This window comes from Gemella sp. 27098_8_92 (assembly GCF_041433685.1).
Classification (GTDB): Bacteria; Bacillota; Bacilli; order Staphylococcales; family Gemellaceae; genus Gemella.
The window spans coordinates 1-20377 of sequence record NZ_JAPWBZ010000003.1; the positions used below are offsets into that span (position 1 = coordinate 1).

The following is a 20377-nucleotide window of genomic DNA, read 5'->3' on the forward strand; positions in this document are numbered from 1 at the left end:
TTTGTTAGCTTGATTAGCTCTTTAAAAAGTTTTATAGTTTCTTTTCAAAACTGTCCTTTTTGGAATTAACGTTGACTTAATTCGTTTAGTTTTCAATGTTCAAGTTCGTTGCGTTAGCAACTTTTATATCTTATCATTTTTATTTTTATTTGTCAATAGTTTTTTTAAACTTTTTTTTACTTATTTAAAAATGACTTCGTCTCTTTGAGACTGGTTTTATTCTATCATCTACTTTCCCCTTTGTCAAGGTGATTTCTTCTTTTTTCTTAACATTTGCCTTTTATGCTTTTAAACAACATTGTTTATTAATAATATCTTCTATAAAAATACAAAAGATTGAATTACCAAAATCATAAAATAGTAATTCAATCTTTTTATTATTTCATCTCTACTACTGTAGCTCCCATTCCACCTTCATTTTGGCCACCACTTCTAAAACTCTTGACATAACGATTATTCTTCAAGTACTCCGCAATATTTTTTCTAAGTATTCCTGAGCCTAGACCATGAATTATAGTGAAAGTATCATACCCTTGTAAGATAACCTTGTCCATATAATCCTCAATAACTCTTATCGCTTCTTCAGTATTTAATCCGATAACATTAATATCAATACCAACCTTTTTACTACTTACTTTACTAGTACTAATATATCGTTGAGCTGTTTCTGGTTCACTATCAATTTTTCTAACTTCTTTTTTCTTAATATTAAGTTTCATAGCCCCCATTTTAATTTGTAGATTATTACCTGATATTTCTAGGACAGTTGCTCTCTGATTATAACTAAGAACCAATACATCGTCACCAACTTTAATTTCAGTATCATTAAATTTAAGTTGATCCTCTAATTTTTTCGTTAAATTAATTTTGTTTTTTCTATTATCAATATTATGAAGGATTTCATTTACCTCATGTTGTTTTAGAGCTGAACTATCTTTAAAATCACGATACAAATCTAAAATTTCTTCTTTTTTAGCATCAATCTCTCTATTCAACTCTAAACTTAGCTCATTATATAAACTATCTTTATATTCATTATATTTTATAAGATTGTTTTCTAAAGTTGCTTTCACTTCATTTATTTCATCAACAACTCGATTTATATATTCCAATTTAAAATCGTATTCTCTTATACTTTCAGAAAGTTTATCGATAAATAAATTATTTTCTTTTTCATTTTCTTCTTGCAACGCACTTGCTTCAGCTATAATTGAACTATCTAATCCTAACTTTGCCGAAATATTTATCGCATTTGATTTTCCAGGCAAACCTATTATAAATCTGTATGTAGGTTTTAATTTTTCAAAATCAAATTCCATAGAAGAGTTTTTATAATATTCCGATTCAAAACAATAATTTTTAATCTCTGGATAGTGAGTTGTACATAACATTGTAGCATTTAGTTCTTTAAATTTATCAAGAAGAGCTATCGATAAGACCGCTCCTTCACTTGGATCAGTTCCTGAGCACAATTCATCTAAAAGAATTAAACTTTTCTCATTTGTTTCTTCTAATATATTAATGATATTTGTCATATGCGAAGAAAATGTAGATAAATTATTTTCTATAGACTGCTCATCTCCTAAATCGACAAAGACTTTTACAAAGAACCCAACTGTAGACTCCTCTAAAGCGGGAATATAAAATCCTAAGTGAGACAGATAGACGCATAATCCTACCGTTTTTAATATTACAGTTTTCCCACCGGTATTAGGTCCAGTAATAATAAGTGAGTTCCCAAAATTATCTAAAGTAATATCATTTTTCACAACAACGTCCTTATCTATCAATGGATTATATGCTTTTTTTAAATTAATTTCTTGTTTATGAACAATATTTTGCTTATTAAATCCCTTTTGACTACAGAAATTCATTTTTGAAAAAATAAATTCTACTTGAGAAAAATTCCATAATGAATTTAACAATTCATTTGCTTTTATTTTTATAACTTCCGAGGCATCTTTCAAAATTCTTAATATTTCTTCTTTTTCTTTTCTTCTTAAGATACCTATTTCATTATTTATTTCTACATTTTCTCTCGGTTCTACGTAAAATGTATTTCCAGAAGCAGATTCATCATGGATTATTCCTCCAAAATCATTCTTATGTTCTGGTTTAACTAAAATTACATCACGATCATTACGCTTAGTAACAATAGCCTCTGTTAATTTTTTCACATTTGCTCTTATTATATTTTTTAATACTTGGTCACTTTTAGTTTTTAATTTGGCAATATTTGCTTTTATATTTTTCAATTCTAATGATGCATCCGGTCTAATATAGCCGTCTTCATCAATTATTCTATCTAAGTATTTCTCTAAATCTTCAAAGTTATCTAGTTTTTCTATATACTTATCTAAACTTCTATAAGATTTATTTTCTTGAATTTTTATTCCTTCAAAACGCTTTGTAAATCTATCATAAACGATAACATTCCTTAAAATGTAAAATAAATCTTTTTCTGAAAGAACACTATCTATTTTAGATTTTTTAACGCTCGCTTCATAATTGTAAATTTTTAAACGAAATTCATTTGGGTATTTTCTTAGCAATTCATATGCTTCTTCATTTTCTCTATGGACTTCTAGTAACTTATCAAAATCACTTATATATTCAAGATTTTTTATTTTTTCATAAGATATTTCTGAATAACAATATTTTTCTACATCTTTTAATACTAAATCTAAATTCAATTTTTTTCGAATCATCTTATCCAATTAATTTTCACCCCTTCAAACATAATATTTTCTTATATTCAACAAAAACTATTATACACTAAATATATTCTTTTAACAATTTTATTAAACAGAAAAATAGAGTAATAATTTAAATAATTTAACTATTACTCTATTAATATTCTATCTATCGAAGAATAAGCTTATTAGCTGTTTTGACAATATTGGTGTGTTTTCTAAAATATACTCTGGAAGTGTTGAATTAGTGAAAATTGTTGTTTTCCATTCTGATGTTGGTAAAATTGTTCCAACATAAAGAATTAGAAAGATTATCAAATAAATTTCTACAAAACCTAAAATAGCACCTAAAAATCTATCCGTTGTCTTTATTAAAGGTAATTTTCTTATTAATCCAAAAATAGAAGCTAAAACTTGAATTATCAATCGAATCACAATAAATATCACAATAAACGAAATAACTCTATAATAAGCTGTAGGAATATTAAGATTTTGGTAAATCCCATTTAATCCTTCTGATACATTATCAGGTATTGGAATTAATCCTGTAAATAAATAAGCTAAACGGGAACTGAACAACATAGAAACAAGATAACCTATTATAATTGTTCCTAAATAAAAAAGTTGCATTATAAGTCCTCGTTTATAACCTAGATAGGCTCCTGCAAAAAGAAGTAATACAATTAATATATCTACCATAACATCCTCCTTTCATAATTATATTATACAATTGTAAGTAATTAACTTTAAAGTAGCATTAATCTAAATAAGATTAATGCTACTTTGTTAACAAAAAATAATTTTTTATTCTAATCCTATGATGTATGGATATACTGGTTGTCCTGATTCTACAAGCTCAACTTCTACATCAGGATATTTATCTTCGATTAATTTTTCTAAGAAATCCGTATATTCATCTGTACTTTCTTCACCTAGGTAAATAGTTACGATTTCTTTGTCTTCATCGATAGATTTCTCTAATAATTCTTCTAATACAGTGTTAAGTGATAAATTAGAAACTACAATTTTCCCATCACGAATCCCCATAAATTCATCTTTTTTAATCTCAACACCTTCAATATGCGTATCACGAACAGCATGAGTTACTTCTAAAGTACTAACTGTCCCTAATACTTCTTGCATGTTTGCAAAGTTTTCTTCTGGACTAACATTAGGATTAAATACCATTACTGCAGCCAATCCTTGAGGAGCTGTCTTGCTTTCCACAACATAAACATTTTCTTCTGCTAACTCTGCTGCTTGTTTAGCTGCAAGTTGAATATTCTTATTATTAGGGAAAATATAGATATTTTTAGCATTTACTTCTTTTATAGCTTTCATAATATCTTCTGTTGAAGGATTCATAGTTTGACCACCTTCAACTACATAATCAACGCCCATTGAAGTTAAAACTTTACTTAATCCACTTCCCATTGAAATAGAAATCATAGCTTGCTCTTTAACTTCTTTTGAAGTAGTTGCTTGTTTAGATTCTTGTTTTCTTAAAACTTCTCTATGTTGCTCACGCATATTATCTGATTTAATTTTTATAAGCTCTCCATATTGTTGTCCATAATTAAACACCTCTCCTGGAGTCTCAGTGTGAACGTGAATTTTTACATACTCACTATCTGAAATAACAAGTAACGAATCTCCAAACTCACTCATATCTTTACGGAACTGATCTTCATCAAATTCTTTTTTATCTTTATCAAGACGAACAGTAAATTCTGTACAGAAACCATAAACTATATCTTCTGGACTCATAAAGTCCATGTCATGATCATCTTCAAATTGCATATCAACTATATTTGTTTCAACTGCATCTAAACCGTCGATTTCTTCTCCTTTAAGAGCAGCAACAAAGCCTTGATATACACAAACAAGTCCTTGTCCTCCTGAGTCGACAACACCTACTTCTTTCAAAATAGGTAATAGGTCTGGTGTTCTCTTAAGTGATTCTTGTGCTTCCGCATAGATAGCTTCCATTACTTCAATAACAGATGTTGTACTTTCAGCTTTTTTAACTCCTGCTTCTGCTGCTTCACGAGCTACTGTTAAAATAGTACCTTCAACCGGTTTAATTATAGCTTTATAAGCTATGCTTACACCATTTTGAATTGCGGCAGCAAATTCTTTAGAATCAATTTCTTTCTTGTCAACAATGTATTGTGACATCCCTCTAAATAATTGAGAAAGAATAACTCCTGAATTACCACGAGCACCCATTAACAACCCTTTAGAGAATGATTTTCCTAGTTCTCCAATATTTTCAACAGTATTAGCTGCTGTTTCTTTAGCTCCTGAAGACATAGATAGGTTCATGTTTGTTCCTGTGTCTCCATCTGGAACAGGGAATACATTTAATGAATTTATTTTTTCTGCATTTTTAGCTAAATTTCTAGCACCTAAGTCTATCATTTTAGCTAAAACAAGGCCATTTATCTTTTCCACTATCTTTCCTCCTATTTATTCACCTTGATGCCTTGAATAAAGATATTAACCTCATCCACTTTAACACCTAATGTTTTTTCAATTTGGTATTTTACTGAAGATTGAACATTATTAGCAATTTCTGAAATTTTTGTTCCATACATAACAATAATGTATAAATCAATCACTAATTTACCATCATCTTTTTTTACAATTATTCCTTTAGAATAATTTTCTTTACCTAATATTTCTGTAATTCCATCTTTAACTTGATTTTTACTAGCCATTCCTATAATTCCGTAACAACTTACAGCTGTACTTCCAGCAACTGATGCAATCACATCATCACTGATAGAAACGTGTCCTAGATCATTATTAATTTCTAATGCCATATCTTTTTCCTCCTATTTAAAAATAGACAAATGAACATACGAATTATTATACCTTTTTTAGCATAAAAATACAAGTAAAACATTGATATTTCAGAAACAAGAGCCTTTGATTATCTCTTATTTAATCAAAGGCTCTTATTTATATTACTTATTATTTATTCCCGTTAACCGACTCTTTCGAATGTATCATCAAAGTGATTACGTCACATACCGGTGTAGGAATATTATGAATTTTTCCTAAACGAGAGACTTCTCCGTTTAAATAGTCTATTTCTGTTAATCTACCATTTTTCATATCTTGATATAATGATGGATAGTGTAATCCTGCTGTTTTCGGATCAAAACAGTTTTCTATATTTTTCTCAATTATTTCTTGTTTAACATCAATACCTTCTGCTCGTCCAACCGCTGTTACTTCATCTAAGACAGCACGAGTTAACTCTAAATTTTTTTCATAATTACCATATTGATTTATATTGCAATCTATCAATGTACAATATGTATTTAAAACACAATTTAGTCCTACTTTATGCCAAATTGATTGATAAGTATTATCTGAATAATTTAAGTTTAACCCCGCTTGGTTTAATCGATCTATAATTTGTAAAGTTTTATCCAAATTATCTTCTTTCACCTGTTTTATCTCAGTTTTTCCTGAACCATAAGCTTTTAAAACACCTGGGCCTCCCAATCCGCTTGTCCATACAGTAACACCTATTAATATATTTTTCTCATCTACAAAATCTCTCAAAGTATCTACATGTCCCAATCCATTTAAAACACAAATAACTTTTGTATCTTTGTGAATTAAATGTTTTACTTTTTCTAGCATACTTCTTAACTGCATTGATTTTGTAGCTACAAAAATTATGTCATATTCTCCCGAAATTTCATCAGGATAATATGTAGGTATATAGTAATTACCAAGCTCTTTATCATCAATAATAACTTTCAAACCATTTTTTGTGATATTTTCTACATGATCCTTCCATGTATCTACAAAAGTCACATCTTCCCCGTTTTTGAATAACATATACCCAAATCTTGATCCCAATGCTCCTGCACCCACAAATAAAATTCTCATAATAGCCTCCTTATTTAATTCTCTATTTTTTGATAAAATATTAATTTTTCATAATTTTAATTATAAATTTTCATTTTTTTGTTAGCGTTTACAAATTTTTGTAAAAGAAGAATCGACTAATGTCGAATCTTCTATAGATTTTCTGGTTTGTATGCATCTACTGTATATAATTTTAAAACATTACAATAGAATCTATCAGCTAAGAATGCCACTCCGAAAGGAATCACAAAAAACGCTAAAACTATTTGTAATAAACCTCCGTGAGTCATCTCATATGATTTTAGAGGGCCAATCAATCCGATAATACCAAAACCTGCACTTTCATGCGTTCCTACAATGTTTAGGAAATAGCCAGAAATCCCAGTTATTGCAGCAGTAGTTAAAATGGTTAAAAATAATTGAGGTTTTCTCGCACAGTTTGGCATCATTAGTTTAATGGCTCCTAAAATAATCGCTGCTGTAGCTCCTTTACTATTAGCTCTAAATGTCCCTATCGCTAATACAGCTGCCGCAGAAACTAGTCCCAATGTTGCTGCACCAGCACCTATATAATTTTCATTTGTAAATAAAATTATACCCATTGCTACTGTTGATACAGGTGTTACAATCAAACATGCAAAAGCCATAGTTATCAACATACACATTAAGATTGGTTGTAGCGTAGTAAACTCAAATATAATTGTTGCTAATAGTTTAGTTAAACCTTTCATATAAGGTAATGTTACTAAACCAAAAGCTGCTACTAATCCACCAATTATTGGAAGAAATATAATTGTTACTGCACCAAATTTATCTTTTACCAACGAAATAAGTAATGCCCCTATAATAGCTACTAGCATTACATTGAATAAGTCCCCCATCGGCACACCTGTCCAAGCTTTATTAGCAGCATTATAAGTCAATGAACCACTTCCCGCTAAAACTGTTGCTCCTAGCACAGACGACTCTAAAGGTTTGAATTTTAAAGACTGCCCTACAATAACTCCAACTAATACAGGAATCGAGAATTGTAATAAATACATTGCTTGCGATAATGTAGTAAATAAGCTAGGTGCAAATAATGTTCCTAGATATTTAAATAATGTACTCAATACTGCATTTGGAATTAAACCAGCTACCACTCCTAGTGCTGTACCATTCAAAATTATGTTAAGAAAATTCTTTACTTTTTTTGTCATATATATCCTCCTTTTATATTATTATACTATAATAATATAAAATCAAAAAAAAGTAAAGAATTTTTCGAAAATTTATTAAACTTTTCTTTTATTTCCTCTGAATTAACTTTTATAGTTAAAAAAGTAGTTCATTGAAATTTCAATGAACTACTTTTTTAATGGTTTTTTATTAGGTATTCCAGCTTTCCTTGGATATTTATTTGGTGTCTCTTTAGCTTTTCTTATCTCTAGTATATGACGTTCTTCACCTTCTACATCAAATTCTATATCTTGCTCTAATTTACCACCCAAAAGCTTTATTGCATTTATTGCCTCATCAGTTTCTTCTTCAGCCTTTTGTGCTTTTAAACTCAAGAAATAACCACCTTTTTTTACTAATGGTAGGCATAGTTCAACTAAAACATTTAAACGAGCAACCGCCCTAGCTGTTACTATTTCAAAACTTTCTCTAAAATTTTTATCTTGACCAACTTCTTCTGCACGTGCATGTATAAAGTTGCAATTTGTCAATCCCAATTCCTCTTGAAGTAGATTTAAAAATTTAATGCGCTTATTTAATGAATCAACTATTGTTACCTCCAAATTCGGATATAATATCTTAAGTGGAATAGAAGGAAATCCTGCACCACTTCCTACATCACAAATACTTTGTACTTTATTATAGTCTCTATAAAAGGAAAGTGAGATTGAATCATAAAAATGTTTAGTATAAAATTCTTCTTCTTCAGTTATTGCAGTTAAGTTAATTTTTTGATTCCACTCTACTACTAATTCAAAATATTTCTCATATTGCTTCTTTTGAATATCACTAAGAATTATATTCGTCTTTCCTTCAACTTTTTTATAGAATTGTTCTTTATTCATTATTCATTCCTCTTCTTTGTTCTAAGAAAACTAATAGGATAGAAATGTCAGCTGGATTTACTCCAGAAATACGAGAAGCTTGACCTATAGTTAATGGTAAAACCTTTTTAAGTTTTTCTCGCGCTTCTATTGCTAAACTTGGTACCTCATCATAGTCTAAATCATTTGGAATTTTCATCGCATTCATTTTTTTAAGTTTTTCTACTTGTTGTAAAGATTTTTTTATATATCCCTCATATTTAACTTCTATTTCTACTTGTTCAATAATATCTTTAGGCAATGTAGTAGAATCATCAGCTAAATACATAACACTTTTATAACTCAACTCAGGGCGTCTTAACATATCAATTGCTAGTATCCCATCTCTTATTTCTGCACTATTTAGTTCTGCTAATTTTTCTAATGTTTTTGCCGTTGGTGTTATTCTAAATGTTTTTAGCCTTTCGATTTCATCTGCTACTGCTTGACGTTTTTTACAGAATTTCTCATATCTTTCTTCTGTCACTAAACCATAATTATATGCTTTTTCTGTTAAACGCATATCTGCATTATCATGTCGCAATAACAATCTATGTTCTGCTCGCGATGTTAATAATCTATATGGCTCATTAGTTCCTTTAGTCACTAAATCATCAATCAACACTCCAATATATGCTTCATCGCGTCCTAAAATCATAGGTTCTTCACCTAAAACCTTACACGCTGCATTAATCCCAGCCATAATCCCTTGACCAGCTGCCTCTTCGTATCCACTTGTCCCATTAATTTGACCAGCAGTAAACAGTCCATCTATTAGTTTTGTTTCTAAAGTTGGCCATAATGTCATAGGATTTACCGCATCATATTCTATAGCATATCCATTTCTAATAATTACTGCATTTTCTAATCCAGCTATACTTCTAACCATGTCATGCTGAACATCATCAGGTAACGATGTTGATAATCCTTGAATATATATCTCTTTCGTATTACGCCCTTCAGGTTCTAAAAATAATTGATGTCTCTCTTTATCATTAAATCTCACATATTTGTCTTCAATACTTGGACAATATCTTGGTCCTGTTCCTTTTATTACACCTGAATACATCGCTGAACGACCAAGGTTTCTATCTATTATTTCATGGGTAGTCGTATTTGTGTAAGTTAACCAACATGGGATTTGATTTTCAACATATTCCGTTGTTTCATAACTAAATGCATATTTTTCATTATCCCCTGGTTGAATTGTAGTTTGCGAAAAATCTACACTATCTGCATTAACACGCGGAGGTGTCCCTGTTTTAAATCTTACTAAATCAAATCCTAATTCTTCTAATTGTTTTGCTAAATCGATTGATGGCATTTGGTGATTTGGGCCTGATGAATATTTTACATCTCCAATAACTATTTCTCCGCGTAAATAGGTCCCCGTCGTGATAATAATCGCCTTCGCTTTATAGGCTGTTCCTAACATAGTTTTTATACCAACTACTTTATTATCTTCAATAATTAACTCTCGAACCATCGCTTGTTCAATATCTAAGTTAGGTGTTTCTTCTAAAATACGTTTCATTTCAGTCTGGTAAGCTACTTTATCAGATTGCATTCTTAATGCACGAACAGCTGGACCTTTTGCTGTATTTAACATTTTACTTTGGATATTTGTCTTATCTGCAACACGTCCCATCAGTCCTCCAAGTGCATCAACTTCACGAACAACTATTCCTTTGGCAGGACCTCCCACACTTGGATTACACGGCATAAAACCAATTGTATCCAAATTAATTGTAACCATAAGAGTTTTTACACCTTTTCTACTCGCAGCGTACGCGGCCTCAATTCCAGCATGGCCTCCACCAATTACAATAATATCATATTCTTTTAAAAATTTAGTCATAGTGCCTCCATATATTTTAACGTAATTGCAAAATAATGCTTTGACCAAAATTTTGATACATTACTAATTTTTACCTTTATTATATTATCATAACCATATAAAAAATACGAATAATATACTTTGTAGACTATCTATAAATAAAAAATCGCAATACAAATTTGTACTGCGATTCCGAATCTCTATACTTTTTATTTTTCAAATCTATCAAATTCTTCTTTATTAAATAATTTAAGATGTTTATCAACCATAATAGAATTTGTCATTCCACCACTTACATTTAAGCAAGTACGTCCCATATCTAAAATTGGATCTACTGCTAAAATTGGATTAATTTGATTAAAGAATGCTCCAAATCCTACTCCATTAACTGAAACTGATGCAGCCGTAATTGCTGTACCTGGTACACCTGCTATCCCTACTGAACCAAGAGTCACAACTATAATTGACATAACAAATAATGTAGCATCAATAGCTATACCATTAGCATTTGCTAAAAATACTATTAACATCGCTGGATAAATACCAGCACACCCTTGCATTCCTGCTGTAGAAGAAAATGAAGCTACAAAGTTTGCAGTTGATTGATTAACACCTAACTCTTTTGTAAGAGTATTGATAGTTAGTGGTAATGTCCCTGCACTTGAACGTGATGTAAACGCTAAGATTAATGCTTTGCTTGCTTTTTTAAAATATGTAATTGGAGATAATCCATGAAATACCAAAAATAATCCTTGAATTATAAATTGAATAATTACTGCTAAATAAAGTAATACAATGAACAGCAATACATCTTTAATAGATTTCAATCCACGTTGAGCAATTGTATTCGCCAATAATGGAATTACAGCATATGGCAATAACTTTATAATCATAACTGTAACACGAGATACTATGGCGTGAAGGTTTGCTATATAACCTACAAACGAGTCAACTTTATCTTTATCCTTATTTTGGATATACCTTGCTGCTATACCTATGAACATAGCAAAAATAACGATACCGATAACATTAAAATCAACCATAGCCTTAATAGGATTCGATGGAATTAATCCGCGTAAAATAGTTACCACATCTTTTACTTCTTTTATTTTACTTTCACCACTACCTAATATTATAGAATTGCTTCCTAATTTAAATACTGTTCCTACTAAAAAACCAACTGCTGAACTTATTGCTACCATCCCTAGAGTGATTATTAATGTAAAACGTGTTAATTTTTTTATATCTGTATTAGCATTTATATTAACAATAACATTAATAATTGATACTAATACCAATGGAATAATTAACATTTTAATTAAATCAATAAATCCATTCCCGAATAGCGAATACCATTTTGTAATTTCTGCAACATATTTTATTTTTGTTGGATCGTCACTAAATCCCGAATATGCTTGAATTACAATCCCAAGTACTAATCCTATGGCTGTTGCCAATAACGTTCTTTTTGCCGAACTAACACGTATTTTAGCTAAATAATACATGAAATAAAATAGTGCAAAAAGCAATACTAAGAATAATAATGTCTCCTTAGTAGAAATCATAATAAACTTTTCAAAAAATGTAAACTTGTTTCCCATTCTATTGTACCTCATAATGAATCAGATTTCCTAATTCATCTTTCTATAATTTTGTTGTGTAAACTTATTAATTAATCTCACAACAACTACAGATAGAGCGGAAACGAATAAATTCATTTTCCATAGTATACCTCCATAAATAAAAGATGTATATTATTAAACCACTAATAAAATAACTTTTCAACTTATATGCTTGAAACTAAAAAACTTCCTTGTCTTATATTTACTATTTTCTTTATATAGGTTATAATACTAGTTAGTTGATAATAAATTTTAATTAGAATTGGAGTGATATTAGTGAACATAAAATTAGTATATGCTAGTTTAACTGGTAATACAGAAATGCTATCAGACTTAATAATAGAAAAATTTGAAGAAGAAAAAGGTTTAGAAATTGAAAAATTATTCATTGAAGATATGGTAGATTTTGATTTTTTAGATGATGCTGATGCATTCATTATTGCTACTTATACTTATGGCGAAGGAGATCTTCCTGAAGAAATGGAAGAATTCTTTGAAGCACTTGGTAAAAAAGATTTCAGTGGTAAAACTTATGGGGTTATCGGTACAGGAGATACTGTTTATGAGCAATTCTGCGTTTGCGTCGACCAATTCGATGATCAAATTGCTAAAACTGGTGCTACTAACCCTACACAAAATCTAAAAATTGAAATTGAAGCTGATAGCGATGAAGATTTCGAAAATATTGATAAATTTATAGAAGACTTCTCTTCTGCACTATAAATTAAAAAATAAAGGATAAAAAAATGAATGGTATTATACCATTCATTTTTTTATCCTTTAAAGAAGACATTCACTCTTTCAAATTCCTCTTCCCAATTATTCCAGTCTAATCGTATCCTAGAGTTTTCTTCTAAAATATCTTCTACTAAATTATCTATTGTAATTTCTTCCAATGATTTTTTAATCGATTGATTAATAGAATTAACCTTATTAAGATATTTTTTATATCTCTTATCAACAGCTAATGCGCCCTCAAATATTTTAGAAACATAGTCCGTTTTTAAAACAAAAATTTCCACTTCTCCATTTAGAGCGACATAAATATCATATAAAGAAACTTTTTTATTAGTTCTATATTTATATCCTCCTCCTATACCAGTATTAGCTTTTACTAAATCATGAAGAACCAATTTTCTCATAATTTTTTTTAAATACGTAGGAGATATATTAAGGCGTTGGCTAATTTCTTTTGAATTAAGAAAAACATGTCTATCTTGAAGATACAACATTACCATAATACAAATTGCTTGTTCAGTACTTTTTGTTAAATGCATAACCCCTCTACCTCTCTTTTCTTTGTGTTATTATGTAAAACTTTTATCCTCAATCTAATTCTAAAATATATTATTATAATTGTCAATTATTATCTTAATTTCTCTCCCCAATACTGATAATAAGTACATTCTATAGATCCATTAAATAATTTTCTTCTCTTAGTTGCTTTTTTCCCATATAAATGTTCAAACATTTTGTGAGAAGTTAATAAATACAATGACCAATATTTTTGATTTTTCAATTGACTTCCCAGATATTTATACATTGCCTCAACTTCTTTTTTCTCACCTAGACGTTCACCATAAGGTGGATTGGCAATGACACATCCAGTTTCTCTTTTTACAACAAAATCATAAACAGACATTTGCTTAAATTTTATCACACCTGCCAACCCAATCTCCTCTGCATTGTTTTCTGCAGTTTGAATCATTTTAGGATCGATATCGGAACCATATAACTCTAATTCTTTCTCATAGTCTATTGCTTCCTCAGCTTTATTTCTTTCTTCATCTACCAGAGATTTTGGCATCCATGGCCATTTCTCAAAATCAAAATTGCGATTTATGCCTGGCGCCATATTTTGTGCTAACATCGCCGCTTCTATTAGTAACGTACCAGATCCGCAAAACACGTCATATAAAGGAGTTTCCCCTTTCCAATTAGTTAATTTTACCATTGCAGCAGCTAGAGTTTCTTTTAGTGGAGCTGTCCCTTGCTTAGCTCTATAGCCACGCTTATGAAGTCCATCTCCAGATGTATCTAATAAGATTGTAGCAATATCATTCAGCATTATTATTTCTAAACGATATCTTTCTCCTGTTTCAGTTAGCCAGCCTGTAACTCCATAACTTTTTTTCATTTTTTCTACTATTGCCTTTTTTACAATTGATTGACAGTCGGATACACTAAATAGTGCCGATTTGTGGCTACGTCCATCTACTGGAAACTTAGCATCAACTGGCAGATACTTATCCCAGTCTATTTCTTTTGTTTTTTCAAATAACTCTTCAAATGTGTATGCTGGAAATTGTGCAACAACAATTTTCACCCTATCTGCACATCTTAACCAAAGGTTTGAACGTACTATTGCTCTTTTATCACCTGAATAATATACTCTACCATTTTCTACCTTGGTTTCATATCCTAAATCTTGTACTTCTTTTGCTACTATCGCTTCAATTCCCATCGGTGTGGTTGCTACTAAATTAAATTTCATTTCTTCCTCCTTAAAAAAAGGGGCTCCTAAGAGCCCCTAGAACTAGTTATTTTTCTTATCATAAGCCATATTCTGTGTCTATTCTTACTCAAACAAGACTAGTCTACTCTCGTAAAAATAGCTGTGATCATCTGTCTAAATACATACATATTTCCTATTTCTACATTCACTTCTGCGAAATAAGTGCTTCTACCAAAATTTGAATTGCTCACTCAAGGGGTTTACCGCGTTCCACTTCTTACATTTCTATAAGAACTTCGTCACTGTGGCACTTTCAAGATATATAACCATATACATGTACTTAGGTTATACTTTCTGCCGTCACCTAATGGTGCCTAAACTTATTTTTTCGTTTAGCATTGAACACTACAAGCATCTCAGCTTGTGTGAGTATGGACTTTCCTCAGCGAAATACACCGCGATCACTCAAAGAAAAATACTTATATTACTTTACACTAAAATAATATTTTTGTAAACTATTATTTTTCTAAAACTGAAATTTTACCTTCTGCAATTTCTTCTAGTGCTTTTCCCACTTCCTTATGAGAAACATATTCTTCTAGTTTTGCTGTTTCAGGATTAGCAAATAGTTCTCTTGCTCTTTTACTTGCTAATGATACTAACATATATTTTGAATTTACTTTTGATTTTAATACATCTAATTTTGGATATAACATTCTTTTCTCCTACATTTCTTCTAATTCTAACAGTGCACGACGATATTTCATCTCTATACGTTCACGTTTTAAATGCTCACTTAGAATAATAGCTTTTATTCTTTCGACAGCCTTATCAACTTCATCGTTTTCCACTACGTAATCATATAAATGCATCATATTTATTTCTTTTTTAGCTTTAGCTACACGTGATTCTATTACATCATCACTTTCTGTTCCACGGCCTTTTAACCTATCTTTTAAATCTGCTATACTTGGTGGTGCTAAAAAAATAAATAGCGCATCAGGTATCTTACTTTTTACCTGACCAGCTCCTTGTACTTCTATTTCTAAAAAGATATCTTTCCCTTTATCCATAGTTTCCCTTACATATCTTACAGGTGTCCCATAGTAATTATCCACATATTGTGCATATTCTAAGAGTTCACCTTGTTCAATTAATTTTTCAAATTCTTCTTTTGTTTTGAAAAAATAATCAACACCTTCTTTTTCTCCTGGCCTCATTCCTCTTGAAGTCATCGAAATAGAATATTCAAAGCCTACATCATTACTTTCAAAAATTCTTTTCCTTACAGTACCTTTACCTACACCTGATGGTCCTGATAGAACTATTAATAATCCTTTCTCCATTTCTCGTATCCTTCTACACATTTATTATCTATTTATCATACCACAAAACTTATAAAAATTAAACTATTATAGCATGTATTTACAAATTTCCATAGTAACTTCCTCTAAAATACAAAATCTTTTAGAGTTAAGTATTAAACAAATTTATTGTTTATTAATTCGTTAATAAACATCTTATCTATTTTTTGTTTAATTGTTTTTTGCCCAGTATAAGTAACCATCCCGGGTTTTGCTCCTGATATTTTTTTCACATTTTTTATAAGTGTCATATCTACAGCAACTCTATCTTCATTTTTAAATTTAGAAAAATATCCAGCCAACATCGCCGCTACTTCTTTTGTTTTTTCATCTGGGTTATTATTAAAAATTACAACATGACTTCCTGGAATATCTTTTGCGTGAAACCAAAGATAATCACGGCGTGCGAGTTTATTTGTAATTGCATCATTTTGAATATTATTTTTCCCAACATAAATATCTATTCCATTATAGTTAATTACAAAGTAATTATTCTTATTTTTTTTCTTCGAATTTGAAACTTTTTCCTTTAATAATCCTGAGTTTATCAACTCTTCTTTTATTTCTATTAAATCAGATTTATCAGCGTTTTCTACTTGAAATTGTAGAGTTTCGAAATAAACTATATCTTCTTCTGTAATTTTTATTTGCTCATATAGATTTTCAATTGTTCTTTTATTTTTTTTATAAAGATTAAAATATCTGTCTGAATTTTTTTCTATAGTTAAGTTAGGATCTAATTCTATCTTTATATCCTCGAATTCTTCACTATAAAAATTTGGCAATGTCACAACTTCTGGAACACTCTTTTTAAACATATAAATATTTGAGATAAGCAATTGCCCTTTCAATTTATAGTCTTCTTTACTTTCAGCCTCAATCAATTCCTTATTCAAAATTTCTAGTTTTTTACTTAAGCGATTCAACTTTGTTTTTATAAAATCAAATAGTCTTTTATCTGTACTTTTATTAATATTAGATTTAGCTATATCTAAATAATAAAAGTCAAGCAAATCACATAGTGAAGCAAATTTTATATTATTCTCACCGGTATCTACATCAAAAAAGTAAAAATCTTTTTTCCCATTTTTTTCTAGCAATATAGGACTATAATAAATTTCTAAATTACAACAAAAACTTTTGAACTCTTCCTCAAATTCTATTTGTTTAGCAATAAAATAATTATTTAATAACGCTGATACTCCATAAAAGTTTTTCATTAAAAATCTTTTATCACTATAGTTAAATTCTAAATTTTTATAACTATCAAAGTCAAATGGATTATATTTTGACTCTGTTGGAGGAAGTATATAATTCATATTAGCAATTGTTGAGCGTTTATAATCTATACTATAACTGTTTTTCAACGATTCAATTATTACTTTATTATCATCGGTTAAAATAATATTAGAATGTTTTCCCATAAGTTCAGTTATTAAATAATAATATTTTTCATACCCTAACTCATCAAAATTTTTAATTTTCAATATGATAATACGATCATTATTAATTTGCTCAATATTTTGAATAATTCCGCCTATTAAATATTTTCTAAGGACTGTGCAAAAATTAGATGGTGTATTAGGATTTTCATAAGTATTTTTTGTCAACTGAAAACGAGATGAACTAGAACTTGCTGATAATAACAATTTAAAGTTTTTTCTTTTCCTAATAGTTAGAATAAATTCATCAGTTGAAATATTATTAATTTTATTAATATGTGCTCCTAGTATGTTTTCCTCTATTTCTCCTACTAATTTTCTTATAAAAAAACCATCAAATGCCATATATTTCATCTCCTTAAATATTTCCTAGTTATCAATACAATTAAAAATTATATCATAGATATCCTTATATTTCCATATCAAAAAAGCCAGAGAATTCTCTGACCCTTGTATACTATTTTTTCTCAAATTTTTTAGAAATAAGAACTCCCCACACTAAAAGACCTAAAAGGACTATCCAAAAAATTACCGTCCATAATGTCGAATGTGGAAAATGTTCTGAAATAAGAGCCACTTTAGGATGGGCTGCAGCTATAACAAAAAGTTTTATACCAACCCAACCCACAATTAAAAATGCAGCTATTTCTAATCCAGGTTTCTTTTCTAATATTTTTATAAAAGCATTGGCAGCATATCTCATAATAACTACACCGATAAATCCTCCAATTACCATAACAGAAAACTGTCCAAGATTAATTCCCCCTATTTTTGTTTCAGAAATATGAGGTAGGGTAATTGCAATAGCTACAGCTGCTAAAATAGAATCAATTGCAAAAGCTATGTCTGTTAATTCTACTTTTAAAACTGTCATCCAAAAACCACTTTGTTTTTTAGGCGTTTTTGTTTCTTCCGTTTCATCTGATTGTTTTCTATTATCAAAGAATTCTTTAATGTGATTTCCTGCCATGTATAGTAGATATAAACCACCTAAAACCTGAATTTGCCAATATTGAGCAAGTAATGTGATTAGAAAAATAGCTGTAATTCTGAAAATAAGTGCTCCTATTAAGCCATACATTAAAGCGCTCTTCTGCTCTTTATACGGTAAGTGTCTTACCATGACAGCTAATACAATTGCATTATCTGCTGAAAGTAACCCTTCTAAAATTATTAAACTTAATAAAACTATAATATATTGTATTAATATTTGTGTATCCATATAACTCTTCTCTCTAAATAACTTTCTTCACCAATTTCACTATAAAGACAACTATAACTAAACCTATTATATTTAATATCAACGGTAAAAAATTAGCTAAATTAAATTCTATAAATTGATTTAAACTATTAAACGTTCTATCAAATATAGTAAGAATACTATTATCTATTCTTTCAGATAAAAATGAAATTCTATCTTCTAACGCCTGAGCAATAACTGCCCCACCTATAAAGTACAGTAATGATAGTGAAATTGCTAAATTTGTATTATTAAATAATGTTAAAGTAAATAAAAATACTAAATTTGCTAATAGTAGTAACAATAAAACTATTAATAAGTATGCTATTGTATTCTGTATATTTGAAAAAACAATATTCTTTATTTTTATAAAATTAGTTTTATTAATAAAGAATATTATTAGAACTATTCCTCCAAGTAATACTAAATAATAAATAACAAAATAAATTAAATTAGCAATAACTGCTAAAAAATCTCTTAAAGTTTTTTTTCTAGCTAATTCTAAAAGAGAACTTACTTTAGTTGTATAATCCTCTCTATAAGAATAAATATGGTTTATTCCCATTAGAAAAATTATTAATACTAATAATATTTTAAATATAAATTTAAATATAAAGTCTACTTCGTCTAAAGAATAATATCCTGCTAAACTACTTATTTTATATATAAGGAGAAAGCTAATAAGCAATATAATTATCCCAAATATATAATTAAACTTTCTTTTAAAAAGCTTCCCAAATTCCAATAAAAATATCATTATAATACTCTCTCCCCTTCATATAATTTTATTCTTTCACCAAGATTTCTTATTTGAGATATCTCTATATTATTTTTCAATAATAGATAGACAACATCTTCAAGTACTTCTTCTCTTACTACAATTTCTTTATCATTATAAATTGTATATTGATAATCTTGTAATATATTATCTAAATCCCCTTGATGTGATACACTTATCGCTACTAATTTTTTGATTATTAATAAATCATCCAATAGTCCATAATAAGATTTTTCACCATCAGAAATAACTAAAACATCATCAGCAATATTATTATACTGATTTAACATTGTATCCAGAACTACAACATTAGCATTATTAGATTGTTTTAGAATTAATTCTTTTAATAACTTTTTATCAAGTTCTGTTAAAATATCCTTTGAATAATCTAGTATTAAAACATTTTGATTAAGTAAAACAGAAAACAAAATATGAAATTTTATTTTTTCATTTTCTAATAATTGCTGATACTTTTTGTTAGTATCTAATTCTAATAGCTCTAATCCATCTAAAATACTATCTCTCTTTACTGTAACTTTTAAAATTTTTAACATCTTCAAAATATTGTTTTCTAAAGATAAATGATTATAAAAACCAAAATCTTCAGGGAATATTAATTTTTCTCTACTTATATCTAAGTCATTAAAAAAAATTCCTCCTTTAAATCTAGTTTTACCTTTAAAAGAATCTTTTAAGATATCCAATTCCAAGCTATTATTGCTTATAATAGTTAAAATTTCTCCAGTATTAACCTTAAAATCTAATTCTAGAAAAACATTTTTCTTAATTTTCTTTTTATATTCTCTAAATTCCAGCACCATTATGACTCCTATTTTATTAAACAAAATACTATATAATTTACTAAATTTTTATCCTATTCTTTGTTAAACATAACTATATTGTACCTTATTATGATACCATTGCTTTTAATTATTGTCAAAAAAGATTTACCTAAAATAAAAAGTAAACTATCACAT

18 protein-coding genes and 1 other RNA gene are annotated in these 20377 nt (G+C 28.8%); 1 reads left to right on the forward strand and 18 read right to left on the reverse strand.

The genetic code is table 11. The annotated features are described in order from the left end of the window. Positions 1-377: 377 nt before the first annotated feature. The 9 genes from O3802_RS02455 to O3802_RS02495 form a co-directional block, all read right to left on the reverse strand. Positions 378-2717, reverse strand: coding sequence for an endonuclease MutS2 (locus O3802_RS02455; RefSeq protein ID WP_483299424.1), 2340 nt, complete (start codon positions 2715-2717; stop codon positions 378-380). Positions 2718-2858: 141 nt separating this feature from the next. Further along, positions 2859-3392: a CvpA family protein gene (locus O3802_RS02460; RefSeq protein WP_276767515.1), complete on the reverse strand. Its 534-nt coding sequence runs from the start codon at positions 3390-3392 to the stop codon at positions 2859-2861. A gap of 105 nt (positions 3393-3497) precedes the next feature. Next, positions 3498-5150 carry a DAK2 domain-containing protein gene (locus O3802_RS02465; protein ID WP_276685884.1) on the reverse strand — a complete coding sequence of 551 codons (1653 nt, stop codon included), beginning with the start codon at positions 5148-5150 and terminating at the stop codon, positions 3498-3500. Positions 5151-5158: 8 nt separating this feature from the next. Then, a complete protein-coding gene (locus O3802_RS02470; protein WP_371458149.1) occupies positions 5159-5518 on the reverse strand; it encodes an Asp23/Gls24 family envelope stress response protein in 360 nt (119 codons plus the stop codon). 151 nt (positions 5519-5669) lie between these two features. Next, on the reverse strand, positions 5670-6602 hold the full coding sequence (locus tag O3802_RS02475) for a ketopantoate reductase family protein (RefSeq protein ID WP_371458150.1): 933 nt from the start codon (positions 6600-6602) through the stop codon (positions 5670-5672). Between the two features lie 131 nt (positions 6603-6733). Then, the gene (locus O3802_RS02480) at positions 6734-7780 is read right to left on the reverse strand and encodes a PTS sugar transporter subunit IIC (protein WP_276685877.1); all 1047 of its coding nucleotides are present in this window, start codon (positions 7778-7780) and stop codon (positions 6734-6736) included. A gap of 147 nt (positions 7781-7927) precedes the next feature. Further along, a complete protein-coding gene (gene rsmG / locus O3802_RS02485; protein WP_371458151.1) occupies positions 7928-8644 on the reverse strand; it encodes a 16S rRNA (guanine(527)-N(7))-methyltransferase RsmG in 717 nt (238 codons plus the stop codon). After that, positions 8637-10520 (reverse strand): tRNA uridine-5-carboxymethylaminomethyl(34) synthesis enzyme MnmG, encoded by a 1884-nt coding sequence (gene mnmG / locus O3802_RS02490; RefSeq protein ID WP_371458152.1) that lies wholly within the window; start codon positions 10518-10520, stop codon positions 8637-8639. The genes rsmG and mnmG overlap by 8 nt, the downstream gene beginning before the upstream one ends. Before the next feature lie 188 nt (positions 10521-10708). Next, entirely contained in the window at positions 10709-12100 is a 1392-nt protein-coding gene (locus O3802_RS02495) for a cation:dicarboxylate symporter family transporter (protein WP_371458153.1), read from the reverse strand. 297 nt (positions 12101-12397) lie between these two features. On the opposite strand from O3802_RS02495, the gene O3802_RS02500 reads away from it, so the two are divergent. Further along, positions 12398-12844, forward strand: coding sequence for a flavodoxin domain-containing protein (locus tag O3802_RS02500; protein WP_371458154.1), 447 nt, complete (start codon positions 12398-12400; stop codon positions 12842-12844). A 50-nt stretch (positions 12845-12894) separates the two neighbouring features. Here O3802_RS02500 and O3802_RS02505 read toward each other — a convergent pair whose 3' ends face one another. The 9 genes from O3802_RS02505 to O3802_RS02545 form a co-directional block, all read right to left on the reverse strand. Beyond that, positions 12895-13398, reverse strand: coding sequence for an RrF2 family transcriptional regulator (locus O3802_RS02505; RefSeq protein WP_371458155.1), 504 nt, complete (start codon positions 13396-13398; stop codon positions 12895-12897). An 89-nt stretch (positions 13399-13487) separates the two neighbouring features. Then, a complete protein-coding gene (locus O3802_RS02510) occupies positions 13488-14615 on the reverse strand; it encodes a THUMP domain-containing class I SAM-dependent RNA methyltransferase (RefSeq protein WP_371458156.1) in 1128 nt (375 codons plus the stop codon). Between the two features lie 56 nt (positions 14616-14671). Beyond that, an RNA gene (rnpB, locus tag O3802_RS02515) (RNase P RNA component class B) lies at positions 14672-15049 on the reverse strand. A 45-nt stretch (positions 15050-15094) separates the two neighbouring features. Continuing rightward, positions 15095-15292 carry a DNA-directed RNA polymerase subunit omega gene (gene rpoZ, locus O3802_RS02520; RefSeq protein ID WP_281665786.1) on the reverse strand — a complete coding sequence of 66 codons (198 nt, stop codon included), beginning with the start codon at positions 15290-15292 and terminating at the stop codon, positions 15095-15097. Positions 15293-15301: 9 nt separating this feature from the next. Continuing rightward, complete coding sequence (gene gmk / locus O3802_RS02525) at positions 15302-15922, reverse strand: guanylate kinase (RefSeq protein WP_371458157.1); 621 nt, start codon at positions 15920-15922, stop codon at positions 15302-15304. A gap of 134 nt (positions 15923-16056) precedes the next feature. Continuing rightward, positions 16057-17727 carry an Rqc2 family fibronectin-binding protein gene (locus O3802_RS02530; RefSeq protein WP_371458158.1) on the reverse strand — a complete coding sequence of 557 codons (1671 nt, stop codon included), beginning with the start codon at positions 17725-17727 and terminating at the stop codon, positions 16057-16059. A gap of 112 nt (positions 17728-17839) precedes the next feature. Further along, entirely contained in the window at positions 17840-18604 is a 765-nt protein-coding gene (locus O3802_RS02535) for a TerC family protein (RefSeq protein WP_371458159.1), read from the reverse strand. A gap of 13 nt (positions 18605-18617) precedes the next feature. Further along, positions 18618-19379: an iron ABC transporter permease gene (locus O3802_RS02540; RefSeq protein WP_371458160.1), complete on the reverse strand. Its 762-nt coding sequence runs from the start codon at positions 19377-19379 to the stop codon at positions 18618-18620. After that, entirely contained in the window at positions 19379-20221 is an 843-nt protein-coding gene (locus tag O3802_RS02545; protein WP_371458161.1) for an ABC transporter ATP-binding protein, read from the reverse strand. The genes O3802_RS02540 and O3802_RS02545 overlap by 1 nt, the downstream gene beginning before the upstream one ends. Between the last annotated feature and the right edge of the window lie 156 nt (positions 20222-20377).